Origin of the sequence: Blattabacterium cuenoti, from assembly GCF_014252255.1 — a bacterium.
In the GTDB taxonomy this organism is placed as follows: domain Bacteria; phylum Bacteroidota; class Bacteroidia; order Flavobacteriales; family Blattabacteriaceae; genus Blattabacterium; species Blattabacterium cuenoti_J.
In genome coordinates this window covers 385,131-407,950 of record NZ_CP059213.1, presented here as the reverse complement: position 1 = coordinate 407,950, position 22,820 = coordinate 385,131, and the positions used below count along the sequence as shown (strand labels likewise).

The window sequence follows — 22,820 nt, the reverse complement described above, 5'->3', positions numbered from 1 at the left end:
TTATGAGTCATAATATAAAAATAAAATTAAAATCTTATGATTATAATTTATTAGATAAATCGGCAGAAAGAATTGTTAATTCAGTTTTACCTACAGGAGTAGTATTAAATGGACCTGTTCCTTTACCTACTGAAAAAAAAATATTTACAGTATTACGTTCTCCACATGTAAATAAAAAATCAAGAGAACAATTTTTTCTTCCTACTCATAAAAGACTTTTACAAATTCATAATGCGTCATCAAAAACAGTAGATGCATTAATGAAATTAGAATTGCCTAGTGGAGTTGAAGCGGAAATAAAAGTATAAAAAATGTTGGGATTAATAGGAAAAAATATAGGAATGACAAGTATTTTTTTAAAAAATGGAATAAATGTTCCTTGTACTGTTATAAAAGTCAATCCTTGTTATATCATTCAAATAAAAACAATAAAAAATGATGGATATTTTTCTATTCAACTTGGAGTTGATGATAAAAAAATTCAAAAAACTAATAAACCTTTATTAGGTCATTTTAAAAAATCTAAATTGTCTCCAAAAAAAAAATTATTAGAATTTAAAGTAAGTTCAATTACTAATTTAGAATTAGGAACTAAATTTAGTGTAGATCTTTTTCAAGAAGGAGAATTAATTAATATTAAAGGAATTTCTAAAGGTAAAGGATTTCAAGGAGTTGTGAAAAGACATAATTTTTCAGGTGTTGGAGAAAAAAGTCATGGTCAACATAATAGATTAAGAGCTCCTGGATCAATAGGAGCAGGATCTAACCCGTCGCGTGTTTTTAAAGGTAAAAAAATGGCTGGAAGAATGGGGAACATAAGTGTTACTATTAAAAATTTAAAAATATTAAAAATAGATACTTATCAAAATTTGATTATTTTAAAAGGATCAGTTCCAGGAACTAAAAATTCATATTTGATGATTAATAAAAAAAAATGAAATTAATAATTTTAGATACTAAAGGGAATTTTACTAATAAAGAAGTAGAATTTGATGAAAAAATTTTTTTAAAAAAATCTTATAATCATTCTTTATATTTAGAAATTAAAAGGTATTTATTGGCTCAACGTCATGGAAAACATAAATCTAAGGAGAGAGGAGAATTATCTGGAAGTACTAGAAAATTACATAAACAAAAAGGTACTGGCGGATCTAGAAAAGGAAATATTAAAAATCCTATTTTTAGAGGAGGAGGAAGAGTTTTTGGACCAAAACCAAGAACTTATTTTTTAAAATTAAATAAATATACTAAAAATATAACAAAAAAATTTATTATTGAACAAAAATTAATACAAAATCAAATAAAAATTATTGAAGATTTTGAATTAAAAACTCCAAAAACTAAATTAATTTTAGAATTATTAGAATCACTACAATTAAAAAATAAAAAATTATTAATAGTAATTGGAAAAGAAAATAAAAATTTGTATTTATCATCTAGAAATTTAGAAAATTTAAAATTATTAAATGTGAATGAATTAGATTGTTTTTCATTATTAAATTTTCCATATATTATTTTTTTTGAAAATTCAATAAAAACAATTAATAAATATTTATCTATATAAAAAATAAAATATATAAATAAATATCTAAATTATAGATTATGATTTTTATTAAACCTATTTTTACAGAAAAATCAGAAAATTTTAAAAAAAAAAATTGTTATATTTTACATGTAAATGTGAATTGTAATAAAATTCAAATAAAAAAAGAAATTAAAAAAATATTTGGATTTTCAGTAAAAAATGTTAGAAGTATGATTTATCCTAAAAAAGATAAATCTAAATATACTAAAAAAGGATTTATTTATGGAAAAACAAATAAAATAAAAAAAGCTATTATTCAATTTAAAGAAAATCAAAAAATTGATTTTTTTAATAAAAAAGAAATTTAATGTCAACTAGAAAATTAAAGCCTATTACGCCTGGACAACGTTTTAGAATAGTAAATTGTTTTGATCATATTACAATAAATCATCCGGAAAAAACTTTAATTAAAGGTAAAAAAAAATCTGGAGGACGAAATAATACTGGAAAAATGACTATGCGTTATTTTGGAGGAGGTCATAAAAGAAAATATAGGAAAATAGATTTTAAAAGAAGAAAATTTGGAATTCCTGCTATTATAAAATCTATAGAATATGATCCTAATAGATCATCTTTTATATCTTTACTTCATTATAAAGATGGAGAAAAAAAATATATTATTACTATGGAGGGATTTAAAATAGGACAGGAAATTATTTCTGGAAATAATATACCTTTTCATATAGGAAATTCTACTTTTTTAAGTGAGATACCTTTAGGTACTAATATTTCTTGTATAGAAATTAATCCTGGTCAAGGTGCTAAAATAGCTAGAAGTGCAGGTTCTTTTGCACAATTATTTGCAAAAGATAAAAAATATGCTACTATTAAATTACCTTCTGGAGAAATAAGAATTATTATGATAACATGTATGGCAACAATTGGTGTTGTTTCTAATATAGATCATCAATTAGAAACATATGGAAAAGCAGGTAAAAAAAGACATTTTGGAAGAAGACCTAGAACTAGAGGTGTAGCTATGAATCCTGTAGATCATCCAATGGGAGGAGGTGAAGGTAAAGCATCTGGAGGAATACCAAGAAGTAGAAAAGGAATCCCTTCTAAAGGATTTAGAACTCGTTCTAAAAAACGATATTCTAATAAATATATTTTACAAAGAAGAAAAAAATAAATTTTAATTATGGCAAGATCTTTAAAAAAAGGTCCATATGTATCTCATAAATTGTATAAAAAAGTACTTAATAATTTAAAATTAAATAAAAAAATTATAATTAAAACTTGGTCTAGGCCATCTACAATTTTACCTGATTTTGTAGGACAAACATTTTCTGTTCATAATGGTAAACAATTTATAAATGTATATATTACTGAAAATATGATTGGACATAAATTGGGGGAATTTGCTCCTACTCGTACTTTTAAAGGGCATTCTGGATCTAAAAATAAATTAAAAATAAAGAACTGATGTAATATGAAAGAAATAAATGGAATAGCTTCAGCTTCTTTAAATGGAGTTAGAAGTTCTCCGAGAAAAATAAGATTAATAGTTGATTTAATTAGAAATAGAGAAATTCAAAAAGCTTTAGATATATTAACATATAGTAATAAGAAAAGAATATCTTTTTTTTTAAAAAAATTACTTCTTTCTTTATTATCTAATTGGAAAAAAAAATATAATGATTTTCATTTGGAAAATGAAAATGAATTATATATAAAAGAAATTAGAGTAAATCAAGGAAAAACCTTAAAAAGGTTACGACCTGTTCCTCAAGGAAGAGGTCATAGAATTAGAAAAAAATCAAGTAATGTTATAGTTCTTTTGGAAAAAAGAAAAAAAATATAATTTTTAATATGGGACAAAAAACAAATCCGATTATTAATCGTCTTGGAATTATTACAGGATGGCAATCTAGTTGGTGTAATAATTATAAAGATAGAATACAGGAAGATTTTAAGGTAAGAAGATATATAATAGCAAGATTACCAAAAGGTATAGTTTCTCGTATTTTTATTGAAAGAACTTTAAAATTTATAACTATTACTATTCGAACATCAAGACCCGCTCTTGTTATAGGTAAAGGAGGAGATGAAGTAGATACAGTTAGAAAAGAATTAAAAAAACTTACTAAAAAAGAAGTTCAAATTAATATTTCTGAAGTGAAACGACCAGAATTAGATGCTCCATTAGTTGCTAAAGGAATAGTAAGACAATTAGAAAATAGAATTTCATATAAAAAGGCAATTAAATTATCTATTATTTCTGCTATGAGAATGAATGCTCAAGGTATAAAAATTCAAATTTCTGGAAGACTGAATGGTTCAGAAATGGCTAGATGTGAAATTTATAAAGAAGGAAGAATTTCTCTTGGAACTTTTCGTGCTGATGTAGATTATCACATGGAAGTAGCTCATACAATTTATGGTAGTATAGGAGTTAAAATATGGATAATGAAAGGAGAAGTATATGGAAAAAGAGAATTATCTCCTTTATTAGGAATACAAAAAAAACAAAGAGGATACAAAAATATTTATAGAAAAAAGAAATAGTATATATTTTTATTTATGCTTCAACCTAAAAAAACAAAATATAAAAAACAACAAAAAGGTAGAATTCGTGGAAATTCTAATAAAGGAATTTTTCTTTCTAGAGGTTTATATGGTATAAAAGCTTTAGAAGGAGCTTGGATTAGTTCTAAACAATTGGAATCTGCACGAGTAGCCGCTACTAGATATATGAAAAGGGAGGGTCAATTATGGATTAATGTTTTTCCAGATAAACCGGCTACAAAAAAACCACAAGAAGTACGAATGGGAAAAGGGAAAGGCCCTGTTGAATTTTGGGTTTCTGTAGTTAAACCTGGAAGAATTTTATTTGAAATTGATGGAGTAGAAATGAATATAGCAAAAGAAGCTTTAAGATTAGCTTCTCAAAAACTTCCTATTAAAATGAAATTTATTTTTTCTAATAAAATTCTTTTATGAAAAATTTAGAAATAAAAAATTTATCAAGTAATGATTTAATTCGAAAAATTAAAATTTATGAAAATAATTATCAAAATATAAAATTTTCTCATTTTATTAAAAATCATAAAAATCCAATGTTAATTAAAGAATTAAGAAAAAAAATTGCTCAGTTAAAAACTGAGTTAAATAAAAAAAATAAATGATAGAAAAAAATAAAAAAATCATTAGAAATAATAGAAAACAAAAACAGGGAATAGTTATAAGTGATAAAATGAATAAAACTATTATAGTATCTGAGGTAAAAAAAATAAAACATAAATATTATGGAAAAAGTATTACAAAAAAAAAAAAGTATATGGTACATGATGAAAAAAATATTTCTAAAAATGGAGATAAAGTTAACATTATGGAAATACGCCCTATAAGTAAAAATAAATGTTGGAGGTTGGTTTCTATATTAGAAAAATCTAAATAATTATTATTATTTTTTATGTTGCAACAAGAATCTATTTGTAAGGTTTCAGATAATACGGGAGCAAAAGAAGTTTTAATTATTAGAGTATTAGGTGGAACTAAAAAAAGATATGCTTCTTTAGGAGATTCTATAGTTGTTACTGTTAAAGTAGCTATTCCTGGAGGAAATATAGTTAAAAAAGGACAAATTTATAAAGCTGTAATTATTAGAACAAAAACTAGAAAAAAAAGAAAAGATGGATCTTATATAAGTTTTGATGATAATGCTTGTGTATTAATTAATGATTCTAAAGAAATGATAGGAACTCGAGTTTTTGGTCCTGTAGCAAGAGAACTTAGAGAAAAAGAATATATGAAAATTATATCTTTAGCACAAGAAGTTTTATAACTATTTTTTATAAATACTATGAATAAAATCAAAAAAAATGATAAAGTATTAGTTTTATCAGGAAATTATAAAGGGAATAAAAGTATTATTTTAAAAATTTTTTCTAAAAAAAATAAAGCAATTGTACGTGGATTAAATATAGTAAAAAAACATTTAAAACCTAATATTAAAAATCCAAAAGGAGGAATTATAGAAAAAGAAGCCCCTATTCATATATCAAATTTAAAAAAAATAAATGAAGAAAAAGAAGCCCCTATTATAAATAATGATGATTTAAAAAATAAATAAAATACAATCATTAATGAATATTAAATAATGTATCAATCTAAATTACAAAATTTATATAAAAAAAAAATAGTTCCAAGTTTAATTAAAAAATTTGGATATAAATCTGTTATGGAAGTTCCTAAATTAGAAAAAATAGTAGTTCATCAAGGAATTGGATTATCTGTTTCTGATAAAAAAATAATAGATTTTTCTATGAAAGAAATAACAGATATAACAGGACAAAAAGCTATTTTTTGTTATTCTAAACATGATGAATCTGGTTTTAAACTTAGAAAAGGAATGATTATAGGAGTAAAGGTTACTTTACGTAGAATAAAAATGTTTGAATTTTTAGAAAGATTAATTTTTGTTTCATTACCTAGAGTAAGAGATTTTAATGGAGTAAAAAAAAGTAGTTTTGATGGATATGGAAATTATAATATGGGTATTATGGAACAAATAATTTATCCTGAAATAAATATTGATAAAATTAAAAAAAATATGGGAATGAATATTACATTTGTGACATCGTCTAAAAATGATATAGAAGCTCAAGACCTTTTGTCTTTTTTTGGAATACCTTTTAAAAAAAATTAAAATGGCTAAAGAATCAGTTAAGGCAAGACAAAAAAAAAGAGAAAGAATGGTAATAAAATATGCAAATAAAAGAAAAATGTTAAAAAAATCTAAAAATTATGAACTTTTACAAAAGTTACCTAGAGATGCATCTCCTGTTCGATTAAGGAATCGATGTTCTATTACTGGAAGGTGTAGAGGTTATATGCGTAAATTTGGTGTTTCTCGTATCGTTTTTAGAAATTTAGTTTCTCAAGGTCTTATTCCTGGAATAAGAAAAGCGAGTTGGTAGTAAATTAAAAAATATTATCATGGATACGATTGCTGATTTTTTAACCAGAATTAGAAATGCATGTTTAGCAAAACATAAGTTTTTAGAAAGTCCTTCTTCTAAAATAAGAAAAGAAATTTCTAATGTTTTGTTAGAAAATGGATATATTTTAGGTCATAAAATAATAAATAATAAAATTAAAATAGCTTTAAAATATTATCAAGGAAAAACATCTGTTATACAACAAATAATTAGAATAAGTAAACCAGGACTTAGAAAATATTGTAAATATAGAAATATTCCTCGTGTATTAAATGGGTTAGGTATTGCTATAATGTCTACTTCTTATGGAGTTATAACAGATAAACAAGCACGAAAAAAAAGAATAGGAGGAGAAATATTATGTTATGTATATTAATATTAATAAATTATTTTTAAAATGTCTAGAATTGGAAAAAAACCTATTTTGATTCCTGAAAATGTAAATATAAAAATAATTGATAAAAAAATATTAGTTGAAGGTAGTTTAGGGTCTTTAATTCAAAAAATATCTAAAAAAATTAAATTAAATTTGAATGAAAATCAATTAATAATTACTAGATATCAAGAAGATAAAACATCTAAATCTTTACATGGATTATATCGTGTTTTAATTAAAAATATGATTATAGGAGTTACAAAAGGATTTATAAAAGAATTAGAATTAGTAGGAATTGGATATAGAGCTTCTTATAATGAAGATATTTTAGATTTAAATCTAGGGTTTTCTCATAATATAATGATGCAAATTCCTAAAGAAATTGATATAAAAATAAAATCTGAAAAAGGAAAAAATACTATTTTAGTTTTAAAATCTTATGATAAACAATTATTAGGAATAATAGCAGCTAAAATTAGATCTTTCAGAGTTCCAGAACCTTATAAAGGAAAAGGAATAAAATATTTAAAAGAAAAAATTCGTAGAAAAGTAGGAAAATCTGCTTAATTTTTATAAAAAAAATGAAAAAAAAAAAATTTAAAAAAATTTTTGGAAAATTAGATAGACCTAGAATTTCTATTTTTAGAAGTAATAAAGAAATTTATGTTCAAATTATAGATGATAATACTGGAAATACTTTGATTTCATCATCTTCAAAAGATAAAATATTTAATAATTATAAAAAAACAAAAATAGAATTATCTAATGATGTTGGAAAATTAATAGGTAATAAAATAAAAAATTTAAAAATAAAAAAACTAGTTTTTGATAAAGGAAGATATTTATATCATGGAAGAATTAAATCTTTAGCTGATGGTATTAGAGAAGTTGGATTAGAATTTTAAATATAAAAATAATGTCTAGAATTAAATATTCAGGATTAGAATTAAAAGAAAAATTAGTTGGAGTTACAAGGGTTTGTAAAGTAACTAAAGGAAGACGATATTTTAGTTTTAGCGCTATTGTTATTAAAGGAAATGAAAATGGATTAGTAGGATATGGATTTGGTAAATCAAAAGAAGCTCCTGACGCTATTCATAAAGCAGGAGAACAAGCTAAAAGAAATCTTTGTAAAGTTTGTATTTGTAATGGAACTATTCCTCATGAACAAGAAGCTAAATATGGAGGAGCACATATTTTAATTAAACCTGCATCTGATGGTACAGGTATTATAGCTGGTGGACCGTTAAGAGCTGTTTTAGAAGCTGCAGGATTAAGAAATGTTTTATCAAAATCTAAAGGATCTTCTAATCATCATAATATTATAAAAGCTACTATAAAAGCATTGAGTAAAATAAGAGATGTTTATATTATTGCTAAACAAAGAGGGATAACTATTAAAAAAGTATATAATGGGTGAAAAAAAAATATTAATGAATATTAATCAATTATCTCCAAAAAATGGATCTAATAAAAAAAAATTAAGATTAGGAAGAGGTCAAGGTACTGGAAAAGGAGGAACTTGTGGTAGAGGTCATAAAGGAGCAAAATCTAGATCAGGATTTTCTAAAAAAATAGGATTTGAAGGAGGACAAATGCCACTTCAAAGAAGAATTCCTAAATTTGGATTTAGGAGACATTTTTTACGAAAAAAATTTTCTTTAATTAATTTAGATACAATTCAAAATTATGTTAATCAAGGAAAAATTAAAGATATTGTTAATAAAGATATTTTATTAAAAAATAATTTAATTAAAAAAAATAATTTAATAAAAATTTTAGGAAGAGGAAAACTCCATTCTCCATTAAAAATATTTGCATCTAAATTTAGTAAAAAAGCTTTATTATCTATTCAAAAAATAGGAGGTGAAGCTCTATTTTTAGAATAACAAATTATTATGATTAATTTTTTAATATTATTTCGTAATATATGGAATATTAAGGAATTGCGAAAAAAAATAGGAATAACTTTAAGTTTATTATTAATATATCGTTTTGGTTCTTATATACCTATTCCTGGAATTAATCCTTTAGGAATTAGTGATTTTATGGAGAAATTTAATTCAGGATCTAAAGGATTAATGCAAATTTTATCTTCTTTTACTGGAGGGGCTTTTAATCGAGCTTCAATTTTAGCTTTAGGAATTATGCCTTATATATCTTCTTCTATTATTATTCAATTAATGTGTATAATTATTCCTAATTTACAAAGATTACAGAGAGATGGAGAAAGTGGTCGAAAACAAATTAATCTTATTACAAGATGGTTAACAGTAGGTATATGTTTATTTCAAGCTCCTATATATCTTATTTCTTTAACTCAACAATTTATTCCTTTTTCATCAAATTTTGTTAATAAAACTTATTTAATTGATATAGATACTTTTTATGGAAAAAGTTTATTTTGGATTATAGGTATAATTATTTTGACTTCTGGAACTTTATTTACTATGTGGTTAGGAGATAAAATTACAGATAAAGGAATAGGTAATGGAATATCTTTAATAATTATGTCTGGAGTAATAGCACGTTTTCCAGATGCTATTATCAAAGAAATTTTTAGTAAATTAGAAATTAGAAATGGAGGATTGATAATTTTATTTTTTGAATTTTTATTATGGTTATTAGTAATTTTATTTTCTATTATAATTATTCAAGCTATTAGAAAAATTCCAGTACAATATGTTTCTTATTATAAATCTTTAGAATTAGGTAGTTCAAAATTAATTCATAAAAAACATCAATATATTCCATTAAAAATGGTTTCTGCTGGTGTTATGCCTATTATATTTTCTCAAGCTATTATGCTTTTTCCATTAACTTTTTTTGATTATATCAAAAATATAAAAATTAAAAATTTTTTACATCTTTTTCAGGATATTTATGGATTATGGTATAATTTAACAATTTCTATATTAGTAATAATTTTTACTTTTTTTTATACAGCTATTACAATTCCAGTAAATCAAATAGCTGATGATTTAAAAAGAAATGGAGGACATATTCCAAAAATAAGACCTGGAAAAGAAACTGTAAAATACATAGATAATATTTTATCTAAAATTACATTACCTGGATCTTTTTTATTGGCCATGATAGCTATTTTACCATCTATAGTATTTCGAATAGGTATTACTCAAAGTTTTTCATTATTTTATGGAGGAACTTCTTTATTAATTGTAGTGGGAGTAATTTTAGATATTTCACAACAAGTAAATATTTATTTATTAAATTATCATTATGATGGATTAATGATGATAAAAAATCGTACTAATAATAGTAAATATATTAGATTATAATTTTTTTTTGTATATTATTTATGTTAAAAAAAAATATTATTTATGGCTAAACAGAAACATATTGAAGTTGATGGAATTATTATAGAATCATCTCCAAATGCAATGTTTCGTGTTGAATTAGAAAATGGGTGTATTGTAAAAGCTCATATATCCGGAAAAATGAGAATGCATTATATAAAAATATTACCTGGAGATAAAGTAAGATTAGAAATGTCTTCTTATGATTTAGAAAGAGGTAGAATAACTTATAGATATTAAAAAATATAATAATTAACAATAAATTAAAAAATATTATGAAAGTAAAAGCTTCTTTAAAAAAAAGAACTGATAATTGTAAAATAGTTAGAAGAAAAGGTCGTTTACGAATTATTAATAAAAAAAATCCTAGATTTAAACAAAAACAAGGTTAATATATTATTTTATTTAATATGGCTGTTCGAATTTCAGGAATAGATATTCCTAGATCTAAAAGAGGAGTTATAGGTCTTACTTATTTATATGGTATAGGTAAAAGTTTATCAAAAATGATTTTATATTCTATTGGAATTAATGAAAATAAAAAAGTTGAAAATTGGTCTGATGATGATATTAGTAAAATTAGAAAATTTATATCTGATAATATAAAAATTGAAGGAGAATTAAGATCTGAAATACAATTTAATATAAAAAAATTAATGGATATAGGTTGTTATATAGGAACAAGACATAGAAAAGGATTGCCATTAAGAGGTCAAAAAACTAAAAATAATTGTAGAACTAGAAAAGGAAGAAAAAAAACTGTTGCAAATAAGAAAAAAGTTACAAAATGATAAATATTTATGGCTAAATTATCAAAAAGATCGGTAATTGTAGATCCTATAGGAGAAGCTCATATTAAATCTACTTTTAATAATATTATTATAACTATAACTAATAAAAAAGGTGATGTAATAGCATGGTCTTCTGCTGGAAAAATGAATTTTAAAGGATCGAAAAAAAATACACCATATGCTGCTCAAATGGCAGCAGAAAATGTAGCAAAAGAAGCTATAAATTCGGGAATAAAAAAAGTAGAAATAAAGGTAAAGGGTCCTGGAGCTGGAAGAGATGCAGCTATACGAGCTTTAAGTAATTCTGGTATTATAGTAACAATGATAAAAGATATAACTCCATTGCCACATAATGGATGTCGACCACCAAAAAGAAGAAGAGTATAATTTAATAATTATGGCAAAATATATAGGACCTAAAACTAAAATTTCTAGAAGATTTGGAGAATGTATTTATGGAGAAGATAAATATTTTGAAAGAAAAAAATATCCATCAGGACAACATGGTAATAATCGTCGTAGAGGAAAACGTTCAGAATATTTAATACAATTAATAGAAAAACAAAAAGCAAAATATACTTATGGTATATTAGAACGTCAATTTGAAAGATTATTTTTTGAAGCATCAAGAAAAAAAGGAATTACTGGAGAATTATTATTACAAGCATGTGAAAGTCGTCTTGATAATATAGTTTTTCGATTAAAATTTGCTCCATCTCGATCTTCTGCACGTCAAATAGTTTCTCATAGACATATTATTGTTAATGACAATATAGTAAATATTCCATCTTTTAGATTAAAACCAGGAGATAAAATAGGAATAAAAGATAAATCAAAAAAACATCCAGTTATATTATATTCTATGCAAAAAAAGGAAAGACCATTAGTAGAATGGTTAATTTTAGATGAAAAAAATATGTTTGGAATATTTAGGATTATGCCAAAAAGAACACAAATACCTGAAAATATTAAAGAACAATTTATTGTTGAATTATATTCAAAATAAATTATAAAAATATAAGTTAAATTATCCATATACGTATATTCATTATTTTATATGTCTATTTTAGATTTTGTAAAACCTGATAAAATTGCAATATCTGAATTATCAGATAATAAAGGTTTATTTCATTTAAAACCGTTAGAACCTGGATATGGAATTACTTTAGGTAATTCTTTACGAAGAGTTTTATTAGGATCCTTAAAAGGTTTTGCGGTAACTTCTATTAAAATTGAAGGAGTTAAATATGAATTTTCTACTATAAAAGGTGTTATTGAAGATGTAACTGAAATAGTATTAAATTTTAAAAAAATTCGTTTTAAACGTAAAATTCCAGGAATTAATAAAGAATTAGTAAATGCTTCTATTTCTTATGGAAAAAAAGTTACAGGGGATATTTTAAATCAATTTATTTCTGGATTTCAAATTTTGAATAATGATTTAGTTATTTGTAATAAAGATGAATCTATTCCATTAGAAATTAGTTTTACAATTGAAGAAGGAAGAGGTTATGTACCTGCAGAAGAAAATAAAAAAAATAATAGTAATCATGATTTAATTGGAATAATTCCTATAGATTCTATTTATACTCCTATTAAAAATGTTAAATATACAATAGAGAACTGTAGAGTTGGTCAAAAAACTGATTTTGAAAATCTTTCTTTAGAAATTAAAACTGATGGATCTGTATGTCCAAAATTAGCTTTAATGGAGGCATCTAAAATATTAATACAATATTTTTCTATTTTTTCTTATGAAAAAATAGAAAAAAAGAAACAAGAAAAAATTAACAAAGATAAAAAAAAATATGATGAAGAATTTTTACGAATGCGTACTTTATTAAAATCTAGTTTAAATGATATGGATTTATCTGTTCGTACAAAAAATTGTTTAAAATCTGCATCTATAGAAACTATAGTTAGTTTAGTTAATTGTAATAGAAATAATATGTTAAAAATGAGAAATTTTGGAAAAAAATCTTTAGATGAATTAGAAAGTAAAATGAAAGAAAAAGGATTATATTTTGGTATGGATATATCAGAATTTAAATAAATATTATAATATAAAGAATAAAAGAATAGATGAATCATAGAAATAAGAATAATCATTTAGGAAGAAAATATGGACATCGTAAATCTATTCTTTCTAATTTAGCTACTTCTTTGATTAAAAAGAAAAAAATATTTACTACTTTAGCTAAAGCTAAAGCTTTAAAAAAATATGTAGAACCTATTATTACAAAATCTAAAATTAATACAACTCATTCTAAGAGAAATATTTTTTTATATTTAAAAGATAAAACAGCAGTTACAGAATTATTTAAAAATATTTTTGATAAAGTTCGCATTCGTTGTGGTGGATATACTAGAATTATAAAAACTGGATTTCGTCTTGGAGATCATTCCTCTATGTCTTTTATTGAATTAGTAGATTTTAATAAAATTTATACATCTAAAAAAATTAGAAAAAAATCTGTCAGACGTAGTAAAAAAAAAAATATATTTAAAAATGAGTAAAATTAAAAAAATTTATGCTAGACAAATATTAGATTCAAGAGGAAATCCCACTATAGAAGTAGATGTAATAACAGAAAAAAATATTCTTGGACGTTTTTCTGTTCCATCTGGAGCATCAAAAGGAGAAAATGAAGCTTTTGAATTACGTGATAATAATAAAGATTTTTTTTATGGAAAGGGAGTTTTAAAAGCAGTTTATAATGTTAATAACATAATATCTCCTGAATTAATTGGTAAATCTATTTTTGATCAAATTTATATTGATAAATTGATGATAGAATTAGATGGAACAAAAAATAAAAAAAGATTAGGAGCAAATTCTATTTTATCTATTTCTGTATCAATAGCAAAAGCTGCTGCTAATGAACTCAATATACCACTATATAAATATATAGGAGGAATTTATACAAATAAATTACCAATTCCTTTAATTAATATTGTAAATGGAGGAAGACATTCTAATGCTCCTATAGCTTTTCAAGAATTTATGATAGTTCCTATTAAGGCTAATACTTTTTTAGAAGCACTTCAAATGGGACATAAAGTTTTTTATCAATTAAAAAATCTTTTACAAAAAGAAGGATTATCTACAAGTGTAGGTGACGAAGGTGGATTTTCTCCTAATTTTAATGGAATAGAAGATGTTTTAAATCATATATTAGAAGCTATACATATGGCTAATTATGAACCTTATGATCAAATAGGTATAGCTATAGATTGTGCTGCTTCTGAATTTTATTTAGATAATAAATATTATGATTATTCTAAATTTGAAAATAAAAAAGAAAATTATAAAAAATCTAAAAAAGAACATGTTAATTATTTATCTTATTTAATTAAAAGGTTTCCTATTATATCTATTGAAGATGGAATGGATCAAAATGATTGGGAAGGATGGAAATTATTAACAGATGAAATAGGAGATAAAGTTCAATTAGTAGGAGACGATCTTTTTGTAACTAATACTTATAAATTAAATGAAGGAATTCAAAAAAAAGTAGCAAATTCTATTCTTATAAAAGTAAATCAAGTAGGATCATTAACAGAAACAATTGAAACAATTAATTTAGCTAAAAAAAATAAATATAAAAATATTATATCTCATCGTTCTGGAGAAACAGAAGATTCTTTTATATCTGATTTAACTGTTGCATTTAATATTGAACAAATTAAAACTGGTTCTATTTGTCGTTCTGAACGAATTTCAAAATATAATCAATTATTACGAATTGAGGAAGTATTAGGAAAATATTCTTGTTATTCAGAATGGAATTATACATAATAAAATGATATGAATATTTTATCAAGGTAATGGTAATGATGAATTAATAATTAATGGTAATTTTAATTTTTATATTAGGATATTTATTTATTACTCTTGAAAATTTATTTTCTTTAAATAAAGTTATTCCATCTATTTTAATGTCCGTCATATGTTGGTCATTCATTATGTTTTTTAATCTTCCTGTTTATGAATTAGATCAACATTTATTAATTAAAAAAAATCCTCAATATTTATTATTATTTCATTTAGGAAAAGCTTCTGAAATTATTTTTTTTCTTATTGGAGCTATGACTATTATTTCTGTGATTGAAAAATATTCTGGATTTGAAGCTTTGAAAGAATTATTGCATGCAAATACAAAACGTAAATTTTTATGGATAATAAGTTTAGTTTCTTTTTTATTATCAGCTATAATAGATAATTTAACAGCAACTATAGTATTAATTTCTCTTTTAAGAAAAACAATCATTAATTATAAAGAACGTTTATATTATTTAGGCACAGTAGTAATATCTGCTAATGCAGGAGGTGTTTGGTCTCCAATTGGAGATATAACTACTACAATGTTATGGATTTCAAATAAAGTAACTACTTTCTATCTTTTTAAAAAAATATTTATTCCTTCTATATTATGTATGTTTTTTTCTACTTTAATAGCATCTTATGCATCTATTTTTAATGGATTATTTAAAATAAAAGAAAATAAATTATCAAAAGATAACCTTAAAAAAGGTTTTTTTATGTTAAAAATAGGTTTTTTTTTAATGTTACTTGTTCCTATTATTAAAACTATAACAGGTGTACCACCATATATGGGTATGATGTTTTCTTTAGCAATTCTTCTTTGTATAGTTAAAAATTATAAATATAAATCAAAATATTCTATAGAAGATATTTTTAAAAAATTGGATTTTTCTAGTATTTTATTTTTTTTAGGAATTTTACTTTCAGTATCTGCTTTAGAAGCATTGGGTATATTATATAGGTTATCTCATTTAATTAATGAAACTTTTTATACATGGAAAATAACAACTTTTATATTCGGATTAATTTCTTCTATTATAGATAATGTTCCTTTAGTTGCGGCTACTATTGCTATGTTTTCTTATCCAATTGATCATGATTTATGGCATTTTATTGCTTATGTTTCAGGAACAGGAGGAAGTATTTTTCTTATAGGGTCTGCTGCAGGAGTTGCTGCAATGAGTATGGAAAAAGTAGATTTTTTTTGGTATTTAAAAAAAATTAGTTGGATAGCTTTAATTGGTTATATATCTGGATTTATTTTCTTATTAATTTAATTTTATTTATTTTTTTTTGTATAATTTCTATAAAATATCCTCCTAAATATGAAAAAGGTAAAAAAAGTGGAAGTATTATTATTTTAAACCATAAAGGAAGTGGATAAAAAAATATATGAAATAATGCTATTAAAAATAAAATAAATCCAGTTAATATAGCATAAGCAATTTTTGCATTTTTTACAAAAAAAGCAGTAATTAAACCTCCTAATAAAGCACTAAAAGCATAAAAAAAAATTAAAATTAAAAAAAATTCAGTAGGAGCTTTAAAAAAAATATATTTTAATTTATTTAATGGAATAAATTTTATTTTTAAAAACCATCTTTTTATAATTTTTATAAAATAAAGTATTTCTATAATACTTATTATTACTCCTAAAAATACTGATAATATATTACGATACATTATAACATAATAAAAAAATTTTTTATTTTGTAAAAATGTAAAAATAAACATCAATTTTTAATTTATTTTTTTTTATGAATTATACATCTAAAATAGATTGGATCCCAATCAAAAAATACAAAGATATTTTATTTCTTTTTTGGGAAGGAATATCTAAAATAATAATAAATAGACCATGGTGTCATAATGCATTTCGTGTAGAAACAGTTGATGAAATGATAAATGCAATAAACATATGTTATAATCGAAAAGATATAGATATTCTAATTATAACAGGATATGGAGATAAATCTTTTTGTTCTGGAGGAGATCAAAAAACAAGAGGATTAGGAGGATATTTAGATAAAGATGGAGTTACAAAATTAAATATATTAGATTTTTACAAAAAAATAAGAGAAATTCCAAAACCTGTTATAGCTATGGTAAATGGTTATTCTATAGGAGGAGGACATGTATTACATGTTGTTTGTGATTTAACTATTGCATCTGATAATGCTATATTTAGTCAAGTTGGACCAAAAGTTGGTTCTTTTGATGGAGGATTTGGATGTTCTTATTTAGCTCGTCATATTGGTCAAAAAAAAACACGAGAAATGTGGTTTTTATGTAAAAAATATACAGCAAAAGAAGCATTAAAAATGGGATTAATAAATAAAGTTGTAAATAAAAATGAATTAGAAAAAGAAACCATAAAATGGTGTAAAATAATACAAAAAAGAAGTGCAATGTCTTTAAGAATGATAAAAAGATGTTTAAATGCGGAATTAGATGGACAACATGGATTAATGCAATTAGCAGGAGATGCTACTTTAATGTTTTATTTAATGGAAGAATCTCAAGAAGGTAAAAAAGCTTTTTTAGAAAAAAGGGATCCTAATTTTAAAAAATTTAAAAAATTTTTATGAAAATAAAATATTGGATTTATGCATCTCGTTTATATACTTTACCTTTATCTTTTTCTGGAATAACCTTAAGTTTTTTAATATCTAAATCTAGAGTAAAAAATAGTAATTTTACTATATATATTTTATGTATTATTACAGCTTTATTATTGCAAATATTATCTAATTTTTCTAATGATTATGGTGATAGTATAACAGGGGTCGATAATTCTAAAAGAATAGGACCTAAAAGAACAATTCAATCTGGATTAATTTCTTTATTAGAAATGAAAATAGCTATTTACTTATTTTCTATACTTTCTTTTTTATCAGGTATATTACTAATATATAAAAGTATTTCATATAAAAATTTTTTTCTTTTTTTATTTTATATTATAGGAATTATTATTTGTATTTATAGTTCTATTAAATATTCTATTGGACCATATCCTTATGGATATATAGTAGGAATGGGAGATTTATTTGTTTTTATTTTTTTTGGATTATGTTCGGTAATAGGAAGTTATTTTTTATATACACATACTTTACATATGGATATTTTTTTATTATCTTTATCTATAGGATTATTAAATGTATCTGTTTTAAATATTAATAATATGAGAGATATGGATAATGATTATGAAAATGGAAAATATACTATGGCAGGGTATTTAGGTATGAAAAAAGCAAAAATATATCATATAATTTCTATATTAATTTCCATTTTATTAGGAGTATTTTTTATTTTTTTAAATCAAAAAACTATTTATCAATGGATTTTTTTTATATTAATTGTTATTTTTTTAATTTTTCATATTAAAAGAATAATTTTTTTATCAAAAAAAAATTTATTTAATTTAGAAATAAAAAGACTAATTTTAATAGTTTTTTTATATGGATTAAGTATAGGAATTAGTAATTTTTTATAAAAAAATGAAAATAACTTTTTTTACTCATAATACATTTTTATTAAAAATAAATAATAAATATTTATTAATAGATCCTTTTTTTTCTGGTAATCCTTTTTTTGAAAAAAAAGATTATATAAAATATATTAATAATATAAAAAAATTAGATTATATACTTATTACTCATGCACATTATGATCATGTATGTGATGTTGAATTTTTTGCAAAAAAATTTCATAATGTTTTAGTAATTTCTAATTATGAAATTGCTAATTATTTTGAAAGAAAAGGAATAAAGACATATGGAATTAATTATGGTTCTTTTATTTTTTTTCCTTTTGGAAAATTAAAATATGTTTGGGCGGCTCATTCTAGTGTTTTTTCTGATGGAACTTATGGAGGAAATCCTGGTGGATTTTTATTACATACAAATGAAGGTAATTTATATATATCTGGAGATACATCATTAATGTATGAAATGAAAATTATTCCTAATTTTGGTCCATTAAATATTTCTATATTACCAATAGGAGGTAGATATACTATGGATATAGAAGAAGCTATTATTGCTTCAAATTTTTTAAAATGTAAAAAAATATTAGGAGTACATTATAATACTTTTCAAGAGATTCAAATAAATAAAAATGAAGCTAAAAAAAGTTTTTATAAAAAAGGAAAAGAATTAATTTTATTAGAACTTGGAGAGTTTATATATATATAATTTTATATTTTTTATGGAAAAAGAAAAATTAAATATTTTTTTAAAAAAAAAAATTTTTTTTTAAAAAAAAAATGTCTAACTCTTATAGAGTTTTTTCTAATAATATTGTTTGGTTTATTATTTTAAAAAAAAATAATAAAATAGGAATAGGAGAATGTAATCCATTATTAGATAAATTATGTTTAATAAATTTTAATCAATTTGAAAAAGAATTAAAAAATATTCTAAAAAAAGTTTTTTTTTTAAAAAAAATAGAAATGTATTACTATTATAAATATATTTCATATTCATCTATTTTTTTTGGATTAGAACAAGCATTTTTAAGTTTAAAAAATCAATTTCCTATATTATATAATTCTTCATTTACTAATGGTAAACAAGGTATTCCTATAAATGATTTAATATGGATTAATGATTTTAAAAATAAAAATAATGTTATAAAAAAAATAAAAAAAAAAATTTTTGAAGGATTTTTATTTTTAAAAATAAAAATTAGTTTTAATCTTTTTGATTATCAATATTCAATTTTAAAAAAAATAAAAAAAAAATATCCTTTTATAAAAATACGTGTAGATGCAAATGGTTGTTTTGATAAAACAACAAAATATTTATATTATATAAATAAACTTTATGATTTAAATATAATTCATTCAATAGAACAACCTATTATATCTGGAAATTGGAAAAAAATGTCAAAAATATGTAAAGAATCAAAATTACCTATAGCATTAGATGAAGAATTAGAAGGAATTTTTAAATTAAAAAATAAAAAAAAATTATTAGATATTATTAATCCTCAATATTTAGTTTTAAAACCTAGTGTAAATGGAGGATTTTATGGATGTAAAGAATGGATATTAGAAGCTAATAAAAGAAATATTAAATGGTGTATTAGTTCTTCTTTAGAAAGTAATATTGGTATTAATGCTATTTCTCAATGGACTTTTATTATAAATAAAAAATATGGATATAAAAATTGTAATCATGGATTAAATACAGGAATTTTATATATTAATAATTGGATTTCTTCTTTAGAAATTAAAAAAGGAAAAATTTGGTATAATCCATTTTTAAAATGGAATATTTTTTTTTAAAAAAAAAATAATGATAAAATATGGAATCTGGATAGATTTTTCTTCTAAAAATGTATTAAATAATATTTTTAATGATTTTAAATATTTTAAAGAAAATTTAGAATGGAAGAATTCTATTTTATCTTTTTTAAAGAATTGGTATAATAATGAATCTACATTAACTATTTTTAGTTCTGGAACAACAGGTATTCCTAAAAAATTTTTTTTTAAAAAAAAATTTTTTTTTAAAAGAGCTATAACAACTGTAAAATTTTTAAAATTAAAAAAAAAAGGAATTAAAGGATTGTTTTGTTTATCTCCAAATTTTATAGCATCTAAAATGTTTTTAATACGTGCTATTATTTTTAAGTGGAAAATTTATTGTATTCCTCCATCATCTAATCCTTTAAAAAATATTAAAGAATATTTTGATATTACATCAATGGTTCCTATGCAAGTTTTTTTTAGTCTTAAATATTTAAAATATATTAAAATGATTTTGATAGGAGGAGGAGAAATATCTAATTTTTTAGAGAAAAAATTACAAAATATTTCTACAATTTGTTATTCAACTTATGGAATGACAGAAACTTTAGGTAATATAGCTATAAGAAAAATTAATGGATTTAATAAATCTATTTATTATAAATCATTTAAAGATATTCATTTAAGTATAGATAAAAGAAATTGTTTAAAAATTTTTTTTTCATATTCTATGGATTCTTTTATAAAAACAAATGATATTGTTTCTATGAAATCCAATAATGAATTTTTATGGATAGGAAGATATGATAATATTATTAATAGTGGAGGAATTAAAATTATTCCTGAATTAATAGAAAAAAATATTAGTTTTTTTATTCCTATTCATAAAAGATTTTTTATTTCTTCAATAAAAGATAAAATTTTTGGAGAAAAAATAGTATTAATTATTGAAGGGCCTCCTTTTCAATTGAAAATTCCAGAAAATATTTTTAATGAAAAAAATAAATTTTATAAACCAAAAAATATTTTTTTTATTCCTAGTTTTATAGAAACAACATTAGGAAAATTTAATAGAAAAAAAATTATGAAAAAATTAATTAAAAAAATGAAAATATAATTATATTGTCATATTATTTTATCAAAAAATAATTTTAATTCTTTAAAAAATGTTTTTGTATCTAAATAATTTTGTTTTTTTTGATTTTTATTCATTATTTGAAATAAATCTTTAGTCATTTTTCCAGATTCTATGAAATTAATACATGCTTTTTCTATTTTTTCAGAAAAATGTTTTAAATCTTTATTTTTATCTAAAAAGGCACGATGTTTAAGTCCTCTAGTCCAAGAAAAAATGGAAGCAATAGGATTTGTATAAGTTTTTTGTCCTTTTTGATATAATCTATAATGTCTAGTTATAGTTCCATGAGCCGCTTCAGATTCTAAAGTTTTTCCATCTGGAGTCATTAAAATTGAAGTCATCATTCCTAATGAACCAAATCCTTGAGCAATGCAATCAGATTGAACATCTCCATCATAGTTTTTACAAGCCCATATAAATCCTCCATTAGATTTTATCGTTTGTGCGATCATATCATCTATTAAACGATGTTCATAAGTAATTTTTAAATTTTCAAATTTAGATTTATATTCATTTTCATATAAATTTTGAAATATTTTTTTATATCTACCATCATATTCTTTTAATATAGTATTTTTTGTAGATAGAAATAAAGGCCATTTTTTATATATAGAATAATTAAAACAAGAATGAGCAAATCCATAGATAGATTTATCTGTATTATACATTCCCATAGCAATTCCAGGACCTATAAAATGATGTATTTTAAATTTTTGAGATTGATTTTTATTATTATCTGGAATAAAATAAATATATAAATCACCTTTTTCTTTAATTAAAAAATCTATTGCTTTATATTGATCGGCATAAGCATGTCGAGCTATACATATAGGTTTTTTCCAATTTTTTATTATACGAGGTATATTATTAATTATAATAGGTTCTCTAAATATAGTTCCATTAATAATATTTCGTATAGTTCCATTCGGAGATTTCCACATTTTTTTTAAATGAAATTCTTTCATTCTATTTTCATCTGGAGTTATTGTTGCACATTTAATTCCAACATTATATTTTTTTATAGCATTAGCAGCATCTATAGTTATTTGATCATTAGTAATATTTCTATTTTTTATTCCTAAATCAAAATATATAATATTTATATCTAAATAAGGAAAAATAAAATATTTTTTAATATCTTTCCATATAATTCTAGCCATTTCATCTCCATCCATTTCTACTATAGGATTATGTACTTTTATTTTTTTCATAAAAAATTATTAAAATAATATTACATTTTAAGTATAATATAATAAAAGAAATTCTTATATTTTTGTACTATAGTGTATATAGTATATAAATGTATACTACATTTAGTATATAAAAATATGTTACCTTTGAATCATTTTGAATCATTCAAAGGTTTTTTTTTTTTTGAATAAAAAATATAAAATGGAAAAATTTATCAAAGAAATGTTTATATGATCTTTTCAAAAAAAAGAAAATCTACTCTCGTAGAGGAGATATTAAAAATTTTTTAAAAAAATTTTACCAAAAAATGTATCTAATATATTTTATGATAATATAAAAAATAGAATACAATTTTGTTTTTTACCAAAAAAAATTTCTTAAAAAGAATTCACAAAAAAATTT

The 22,820-nt window shown here is 22.0% G+C and carries 37 protein-coding genes; 35 read left to right on the top strand and 2 right to left on the bottom strand.

The window, feature by feature from the left end; translation table 11 throughout:
- The first annotated feature begins 2 nt into the window (after positions 1 to 2).
- Genes rpsJ through H0H41_RS01825 form a run of 30 tightly spaced genes read left to right on the top strand, consistent with a single transcriptional unit; the run spans position 3 to position 16,115 of the window.
- Entirely contained in the window at positions 3 to 308 is a 306-nt protein-coding gene (rpsJ, locus tag H0H41_RS01970; RefSeq protein ID WP_185872039.1) for a 30S ribosomal protein S10, read from the top strand.
- Positions 309 to 311: 3 nt separating this feature from the next.
- A complete protein-coding gene (gene rplC / locus H0H41_RS01965) occupies positions 312 to 938 on the top strand; it encodes a 50S ribosomal protein L3 (RefSeq protein ID WP_185872038.1) in 627 nt (208 codons plus the stop codon).
- Entirely contained in the window at positions 935 to 1,564 is a 630-nt protein-coding gene (gene rplD / locus H0H41_RS01960) for a 50S ribosomal protein L4 (RefSeq protein ID WP_185872037.1), read from the top strand. Before rplC ends, rplD begins: the two co-directional genes overlap by 4 nt.
- Before the next feature lie 38 nt (positions 1,565 to 1,602).
- A complete protein-coding gene (gene rplW, locus H0H41_RS01955; RefSeq protein ID WP_185872036.1) occupies positions 1,603 to 1,893 on the top strand; it encodes a 50S ribosomal protein L23 in 291 nt (96 codons plus the stop codon).
- Entirely contained in the window at positions 1,893 to 2,717 is an 825-nt protein-coding gene (gene rplB, locus H0H41_RS01950) for a 50S ribosomal protein L2 (protein ID WP_185872035.1), read from the top strand. The genes rplW and rplB overlap by 1 nt, the downstream gene beginning before the upstream one ends.
- A 9-nt stretch (positions 2,718 to 2,726) precedes the next feature.
- Positions 2,727 to 3,011, top strand: coding sequence for a 30S ribosomal protein S19 (rpsS, locus tag H0H41_RS01945; RefSeq protein WP_185872034.1), 285 nt, complete (start codon positions 2,727 to 2,729; stop codon positions 3,009 to 3,011).
- Between the two features lie 6 nt (positions 3,012 to 3,017).
- Positions 3,018 to 3,389 carry a 50S ribosomal protein L22 gene (gene rplV / locus H0H41_RS01940; protein WP_185872033.1) on the top strand — a complete coding sequence of 124 codons (372 nt, stop codon included), beginning with the start codon at positions 3,018 to 3,020 and terminating at the stop codon, positions 3,387 to 3,389.
- An 8-nt stretch (positions 3,390 to 3,397) separates the two neighbouring features.
- Positions 3,398 to 4,093, top strand: a complete 696-nt coding sequence (gene rpsC / locus H0H41_RS01935; RefSeq protein ID WP_185872032.1) for a 30S ribosomal protein S3 — start codon at positions 3,398 to 3,400, stop codon at positions 4,091 to 4,093.
- Positions 4,094 to 4,108: 15 nt separating this feature from the next.
- Positions 4,109 to 4,528, top strand: coding sequence for a 50S ribosomal protein L16 (rplP, locus tag H0H41_RS01930; RefSeq protein WP_185872031.1), 420 nt, complete (start codon positions 4,109 to 4,111; stop codon positions 4,526 to 4,528).
- Positions 4,525 to 4,713: a 50S ribosomal protein L29 gene (rpmC, locus tag H0H41_RS01925; protein ID WP_185872030.1), complete on the top strand. Its 189-nt coding sequence runs from the start codon at positions 4,525 to 4,527 to the stop codon at positions 4,711 to 4,713. Before rplP ends, rpmC begins: the two co-directional genes overlap by 4 nt.
- On the top strand, positions 4,710 to 4,985 hold the full coding sequence (gene rpsQ, locus H0H41_RS01920; protein WP_185872029.1) for a 30S ribosomal protein S17: 276 nt from the start codon (positions 4,710 to 4,712) through the stop codon (positions 4,983 to 4,985). The genes rpmC and rpsQ overlap by 4 nt, the downstream gene beginning before the upstream one ends.
- Positions 4,986 to 5,000: 15 nt before the next feature.
- Positions 5,001 to 5,372, top strand: a complete 372-nt coding sequence (gene rplN / locus H0H41_RS01915) for a 50S ribosomal protein L14 (protein WP_185872028.1) — start codon at positions 5,001 to 5,003, stop codon at positions 5,370 to 5,372.
- An 18-nt stretch (positions 5,373 to 5,390) separates the two neighbouring features.
- On the top strand, positions 5,391 to 5,660 hold the full coding sequence (gene rplX, locus H0H41_RS01910; protein ID WP_185872027.1) for a 50S ribosomal protein L24: 270 nt from the start codon (positions 5,391 to 5,393) through the stop codon (positions 5,658 to 5,660).
- A gap of 27 nt (positions 5,661 to 5,687) precedes the next feature.
- Complete coding sequence (gene rplE, locus H0H41_RS01905) at positions 5,688 to 6,236, top strand: 50S ribosomal protein L5 (RefSeq protein WP_185872026.1); 549 nt, start codon at positions 5,688 to 5,690, stop codon at positions 6,234 to 6,236.
- A gap of 1 nt (position 6,237) precedes the next feature.
- Positions 6,238 to 6,507 carry a 30S ribosomal protein S14 gene (gene rpsN / locus H0H41_RS01900; protein WP_185872025.1) on the top strand — a complete coding sequence of 90 codons (270 nt, stop codon included), beginning with the start codon at positions 6,238 to 6,240 and terminating at the stop codon, positions 6,505 to 6,507.
- A gap of 13 nt (positions 6,508 to 6,520) precedes the next feature.
- On the top strand, positions 6,521 to 6,904 hold the full coding sequence (gene rpsH, locus H0H41_RS01895; RefSeq protein WP_317168636.1) for a 30S ribosomal protein S8: 384 nt from the start codon (positions 6,521 to 6,523) through the stop codon (positions 6,902 to 6,904).
- Between the two features lie 21 nt (positions 6,905 to 6,925).
- Positions 6,926 to 7,471, top strand: a complete 546-nt coding sequence (gene rplF, locus H0H41_RS01890; RefSeq protein WP_185872023.1) for a 50S ribosomal protein L6 — start codon at positions 6,926 to 6,928, stop codon at positions 7,469 to 7,471.
- 14 nt (positions 7,472 to 7,485) lie between these two features.
- The gene (gene rplR / locus H0H41_RS01885) at positions 7,486 to 7,809 is read left to right on the top strand and encodes a 50S ribosomal protein L18 (RefSeq protein WP_185872022.1); all 324 of its coding nucleotides are present in this window, start codon (positions 7,486 to 7,488) and stop codon (positions 7,807 to 7,809) included.
- Between the two features lie 11 nt (positions 7,810 to 7,820).
- A complete protein-coding gene (gene rpsE, locus H0H41_RS01880) occupies positions 7,821 to 8,324 on the top strand; it encodes a 30S ribosomal protein S5 (protein ID WP_185872021.1) in 504 nt (167 codons plus the stop codon).
- A 13-nt stretch (positions 8,325 to 8,337) separates the two neighbouring features.
- Positions 8,338 to 8,793: a 50S ribosomal protein L15 gene (gene rplO, locus H0H41_RS01875; protein ID WP_185872517.1), complete on the top strand. Its 456-nt coding sequence runs from the start codon at positions 8,338 to 8,340 to the stop codon at positions 8,791 to 8,793.
- Between the two features lie 9 nt (positions 8,794 to 8,802).
- Positions 8,803 to 10,203, top strand: a complete 1,401-nt coding sequence (secY, locus tag H0H41_RS01870) for a preprotein translocase subunit SecY (RefSeq protein ID WP_185872020.1) — start codon at positions 8,803 to 8,805, stop codon at positions 10,201 to 10,203.
- Between the two features lie 42 nt (positions 10,204 to 10,245).
- Positions 10,246 to 10,461 (top strand): translation initiation factor IF-1, encoded by a 216-nt coding sequence (infA, locus tag H0H41_RS01865; protein ID WP_012840793.1) that lies wholly within the window; start codon positions 10,246 to 10,248, stop codon positions 10,459 to 10,461.
- Positions 10,462 to 10,496: 35 nt separating this feature from the next.
- Entirely contained in the window at positions 10,497 to 10,613 is a 117-nt protein-coding gene (gene rpmJ / locus H0H41_RS01860; protein WP_185872019.1) for a 50S ribosomal protein L36, read from the top strand.
- Positions 10,614 to 10,631: 18 nt separating this feature from the next.
- Positions 10,632 to 11,012: a 30S ribosomal protein S13 gene (gene rpsM, locus H0H41_RS01855; protein WP_185872018.1), complete on the top strand. Its 381-nt coding sequence runs from the start codon at positions 10,632 to 10,634 to the stop codon at positions 11,010 to 11,012.
- A 9-nt stretch (positions 11,013 to 11,021) separates the two neighbouring features.
- Entirely contained in the window at positions 11,022 to 11,399 is a 378-nt protein-coding gene (gene rpsK / locus H0H41_RS01850; RefSeq protein ID WP_185872017.1) for a 30S ribosomal protein S11, read from the top strand.
- A 10-nt stretch (positions 11,400 to 11,409) separates the two neighbouring features.
- A complete protein-coding gene (gene rpsD / locus H0H41_RS01845; RefSeq protein ID WP_185872016.1) occupies positions 11,410 to 12,018 on the top strand; it encodes a 30S ribosomal protein S4 in 609 nt (202 codons plus the stop codon).
- A 51-nt stretch (positions 12,019 to 12,069) separates the two neighbouring features.
- Complete coding sequence (locus H0H41_RS01840; RefSeq protein WP_185872015.1) at positions 12,070 to 13,065, top strand: DNA-directed RNA polymerase subunit alpha; 996 nt, start codon at positions 12,070 to 12,072, stop codon at positions 13,063 to 13,065.
- A gap of 29 nt (positions 13,066 to 13,094) precedes the next feature.
- Positions 13,095 to 13,529, top strand: coding sequence for a 50S ribosomal protein L17 (rplQ, locus tag H0H41_RS01835; RefSeq protein ID WP_185872014.1), 435 nt, complete (start codon positions 13,095 to 13,097; stop codon positions 13,527 to 13,529).
- Positions 13,522 to 14,811, top strand: coding sequence for a phosphopyruvate hydratase (eno, locus tag H0H41_RS01830; RefSeq protein WP_185872013.1), 1,290 nt, complete (start codon positions 13,522 to 13,524; stop codon positions 14,809 to 14,811). Before rplQ ends, eno begins: the two co-directional genes overlap by 8 nt.
- 53 nt (positions 14,812 to 14,864) lie before the next feature.
- Positions 14,865 to 16,115 carry an SLC13 family permease gene (locus H0H41_RS01825; protein ID WP_185872012.1) on the top strand — a complete coding sequence of 417 codons (1,251 nt, stop codon included), beginning with the start codon at positions 14,865 to 14,867 and terminating at the stop codon, positions 16,113 to 16,115.
- On the opposite strand, the gene H0H41_RS01820 is transcribed toward H0H41_RS01825, so the two are convergent.
- Positions 16,096 to 16,572, bottom strand: a complete 477-nt coding sequence (locus tag H0H41_RS01820) for a hypothetical protein (RefSeq protein WP_223843721.1) — start codon at positions 16,570 to 16,572, stop codon at positions 16,096 to 16,098. The genes H0H41_RS01825 and H0H41_RS01820 overlap by 20 nt on opposite strands.
- Before the next feature lie 23 nt (positions 16,573 to 16,595).
- On the opposite strand from H0H41_RS01820, the gene menB reads away from it, so the two are divergent.
- The 5 genes from menB (at position 16,596) to H0H41_RS01795 (ending at position 21,206) form a co-directional block, all read left to right on the top strand.
- Positions 16,596 to 17,426, top strand: a complete 831-nt coding sequence (gene menB, locus H0H41_RS01815) for a 1,4-dihydroxy-2-naphthoyl-CoA synthase (protein WP_185872011.1) — start codon at positions 16,596 to 16,598, stop codon at positions 17,424 to 17,426.
- The gene (gene menA / locus H0H41_RS01810) at positions 17,423 to 18,331 is read left to right on the top strand and encodes a 1,4-dihydroxy-2-naphthoate octaprenyltransferase (RefSeq protein ID WP_185872010.1); all 909 of its coding nucleotides are present in this window, start codon (positions 17,423 to 17,425) and stop codon (positions 18,329 to 18,331) included. The genes menB and menA overlap by 4 nt, the downstream gene beginning before the upstream one ends.
- Before the next feature lie 4 nt (positions 18,332 to 18,335).
- Positions 18,336 to 19,031, top strand: a complete 696-nt coding sequence (locus H0H41_RS01805; protein WP_185872009.1) for a metal-dependent hydrolase — start codon at positions 18,336 to 18,338, stop codon at positions 19,029 to 19,031.
- Positions 19,032 to 19,102: 71 nt separating this feature from the next.
- A complete protein-coding gene (locus H0H41_RS01800; RefSeq protein ID WP_185872008.1) occupies positions 19,103 to 20,125 on the top strand; it encodes an enolase C-terminal domain-like protein in 1,023 nt (340 codons plus the stop codon).
- A gap of 10 nt (positions 20,126 to 20,135) precedes the next feature.
- Positions 20,136 to 21,206: an acyl-CoA synthetase family protein gene (locus tag H0H41_RS01795; protein ID WP_185872007.1), complete on the top strand. Its 1,071-nt coding sequence runs from the start codon at positions 20,136 to 20,138 to the stop codon at positions 21,204 to 21,206.
- Between the two features lie 8 nt (positions 21,207 to 21,214).
- Here the strand turns inward: H0H41_RS01795 and H0H41_RS01790 are convergent, their stop codons facing one another.
- Positions 21,215 to 22,438 carry an NADP-dependent isocitrate dehydrogenase gene (locus H0H41_RS01790; RefSeq protein ID WP_185872006.1) on the bottom strand — a complete coding sequence of 408 codons (1,224 nt, stop codon included), beginning with the start codon at positions 22,436 to 22,438 and terminating at the stop codon, positions 21,215 to 21,217.
- Positions 22,439 to 22,820: the final 382 nt, after the last annotated feature.

Excerpts from the sequence above, each read along its gene's own strand:
- rpsJ (WP_185872039.1), top strand. The coding sequence starts at position 3 with ATGAGTCATAATATAAAAATAAAATTAAAATCTTATGATTATAATTTA.
- rplC (WP_185872038.1), top strand. The coding sequence starts at position 312 with ATGTTGGGATTAATAGGAAAAAATATAGGAATGACAAGTATTTTTTTA.
- rplD (WP_185872037.1), top strand. The coding sequence starts at position 935 with ATGAAATTAATAATTTTAGATACTAAAGGGAATTTTACTAATAAAGAA.
- rplW (WP_185872036.1), top strand. The coding sequence starts at position 1,603 with ATGATTTTTATTAAACCTATTTTTACAGAAAAATCAGAAAATTTTAAA.
- rplB (WP_185872035.1), top strand. The coding sequence starts at position 1,893 with ATGTCAACTAGAAAATTAAAGCCTATTACGCCTGGACAACGTTTTAGA.
- rpsS (WP_185872034.1), top strand. The coding sequence starts at position 2,727 with ATGGCAAGATCTTTAAAAAAAGGTCCATATGTATCTCATAAATTGTAT.
- rplV (WP_185872033.1), top strand. The coding sequence starts at position 3,018 with ATGAAAGAAATAAATGGAATAGCTTCAGCTTCTTTAAATGGAGTTAGA.
- rpsC (WP_185872032.1), top strand. The coding sequence starts at position 3,398 with ATGGGACAAAAAACAAATCCGATTATTAATCGTCTTGGAATTATTACA.
- rplP (WP_185872031.1), top strand. The coding sequence starts at position 4,109 with ATGCTTCAACCTAAAAAAACAAAATATAAAAAACAACAAAAAGGTAGA.
- rpmC (WP_185872030.1), top strand. The coding sequence starts at position 4,525 with ATGAAAAATTTAGAAATAAAAAATTTATCAAGTAATGATTTAATTCGA.
- rpsQ (WP_185872029.1), top strand. The coding sequence starts at position 4,710 with ATGATAGAAAAAAATAAAAAAATCATTAGAAATAATAGAAAACAAAAA.
- rplN (WP_185872028.1), top strand. The coding sequence starts at position 5,001 with ATGTTGCAACAAGAATCTATTTGTAAGGTTTCAGATAATACGGGAGCA.
- rplX (WP_185872027.1), top strand. The coding sequence starts at position 5,391 with ATGAATAAAATCAAAAAAAATGATAAAGTATTAGTTTTATCAGGAAAT.
- rplE (WP_185872026.1), top strand. The coding sequence starts at position 5,688 with ATGTATCAATCTAAATTACAAAATTTATATAAAAAAAAAATAGTTCCA.
- rpsN (WP_185872025.1), top strand. The coding sequence starts at position 6,238 with ATGGCTAAAGAATCAGTTAAGGCAAGACAAAAAAAAAGAGAAAGAATG.
- rplF (WP_185872023.1), top strand. The coding sequence starts at position 6,926 with ATGTCTAGAATTGGAAAAAAACCTATTTTGATTCCTGAAAATGTAAAT.
- rplR (WP_185872022.1), top strand. The coding sequence starts at position 7,486 with ATGAAAAAAAAAAAATTTAAAAAAATTTTTGGAAAATTAGATAGACCT.
- rpsE (WP_185872021.1), top strand. The coding sequence starts at position 7,821 with ATGTCTAGAATTAAATATTCAGGATTAGAATTAAAAGAAAAATTAGTT.
- rplO (WP_185872517.1), top strand. The coding sequence starts at position 8,338 with ATGAATATTAATCAATTATCTCCAAAAAATGGATCTAATAAAAAAAAA.
- secY (WP_185872020.1), top strand. The coding sequence starts at position 8,803 with ATGATTAATTTTTTAATATTATTTCGTAATATATGGAATATTAAGGAA.
- infA (WP_012840793.1), top strand. The coding sequence starts at position 10,246 with ATGGCTAAACAGAAACATATTGAAGTTGATGGAATTATTATAGAATCA.
- rpmJ (WP_185872019.1), top strand. The coding sequence starts at position 10,497 with ATGAAAGTAAAAGCTTCTTTAAAAAAAAGAACTGATAATTGTAAAATA.
- rpsM (WP_185872018.1), top strand. The coding sequence starts at position 10,632 with ATGGCTGTTCGAATTTCAGGAATAGATATTCCTAGATCTAAAAGAGGA.
- rpsK (WP_185872017.1), top strand. The coding sequence starts at position 11,022 with ATGGCTAAATTATCAAAAAGATCGGTAATTGTAGATCCTATAGGAGAA.
- rpsD (WP_185872016.1), top strand. The coding sequence starts at position 11,410 with ATGGCAAAATATATAGGACCTAAAACTAAAATTTCTAGAAGATTTGGA.
- H0H41_RS01840 (WP_185872015.1), top strand. The coding sequence starts at position 12,070 with ATGTCTATTTTAGATTTTGTAAAACCTGATAAAATTGCAATATCTGAA.
- rplQ (WP_185872014.1), top strand. The coding sequence starts at position 13,095 with ATGAATCATAGAAATAAGAATAATCATTTAGGAAGAAAATATGGACAT.
- eno (WP_185872013.1), top strand. The coding sequence starts at position 13,522 with ATGAGTAAAATTAAAAAAATTTATGCTAGACAAATATTAGATTCAAGA.
- H0H41_RS01825 (WP_185872012.1), top strand. The coding sequence starts at position 14,865 with ATGGTAATTTTAATTTTTATATTAGGATATTTATTTATTACTCTTGAA.
- H0H41_RS01820 (WP_223843721.1), bottom strand. The coding sequence starts at position 16,572 with ATGTTTATTTTTACATTTTTACAAAATAAAAAATTTTTTTATTATGTT.
- menB (WP_185872011.1), top strand. The coding sequence starts at position 16,596 with ATGAATTATACATCTAAAATAGATTGGATCCCAATCAAAAAATACAAA.
- menA (WP_185872010.1), top strand. The coding sequence starts at position 17,423 with ATGAAAATAAAATATTGGATTTATGCATCTCGTTTATATACTTTACCT.
- H0H41_RS01805 (WP_185872009.1), top strand. The coding sequence starts at position 18,336 with ATGAAAATAACTTTTTTTACTCATAATACATTTTTATTAAAAATAAAT.
- H0H41_RS01800 (WP_185872008.1), top strand. The coding sequence starts at position 19,103 with ATGTCTAACTCTTATAGAGTTTTTTCTAATAATATTGTTTGGTTTATT.
- H0H41_RS01795 (WP_185872007.1), top strand. The coding sequence starts at position 20,136 with ATGATAAAATATGGAATCTGGATAGATTTTTCTTCTAAAAATGTATTA.
- H0H41_RS01790 (WP_185872006.1), bottom strand. The coding sequence starts at position 22,438 with ATGAAAAAAATAAAAGTACATAATCCTATAGTAGAAATGGATGGAGAT.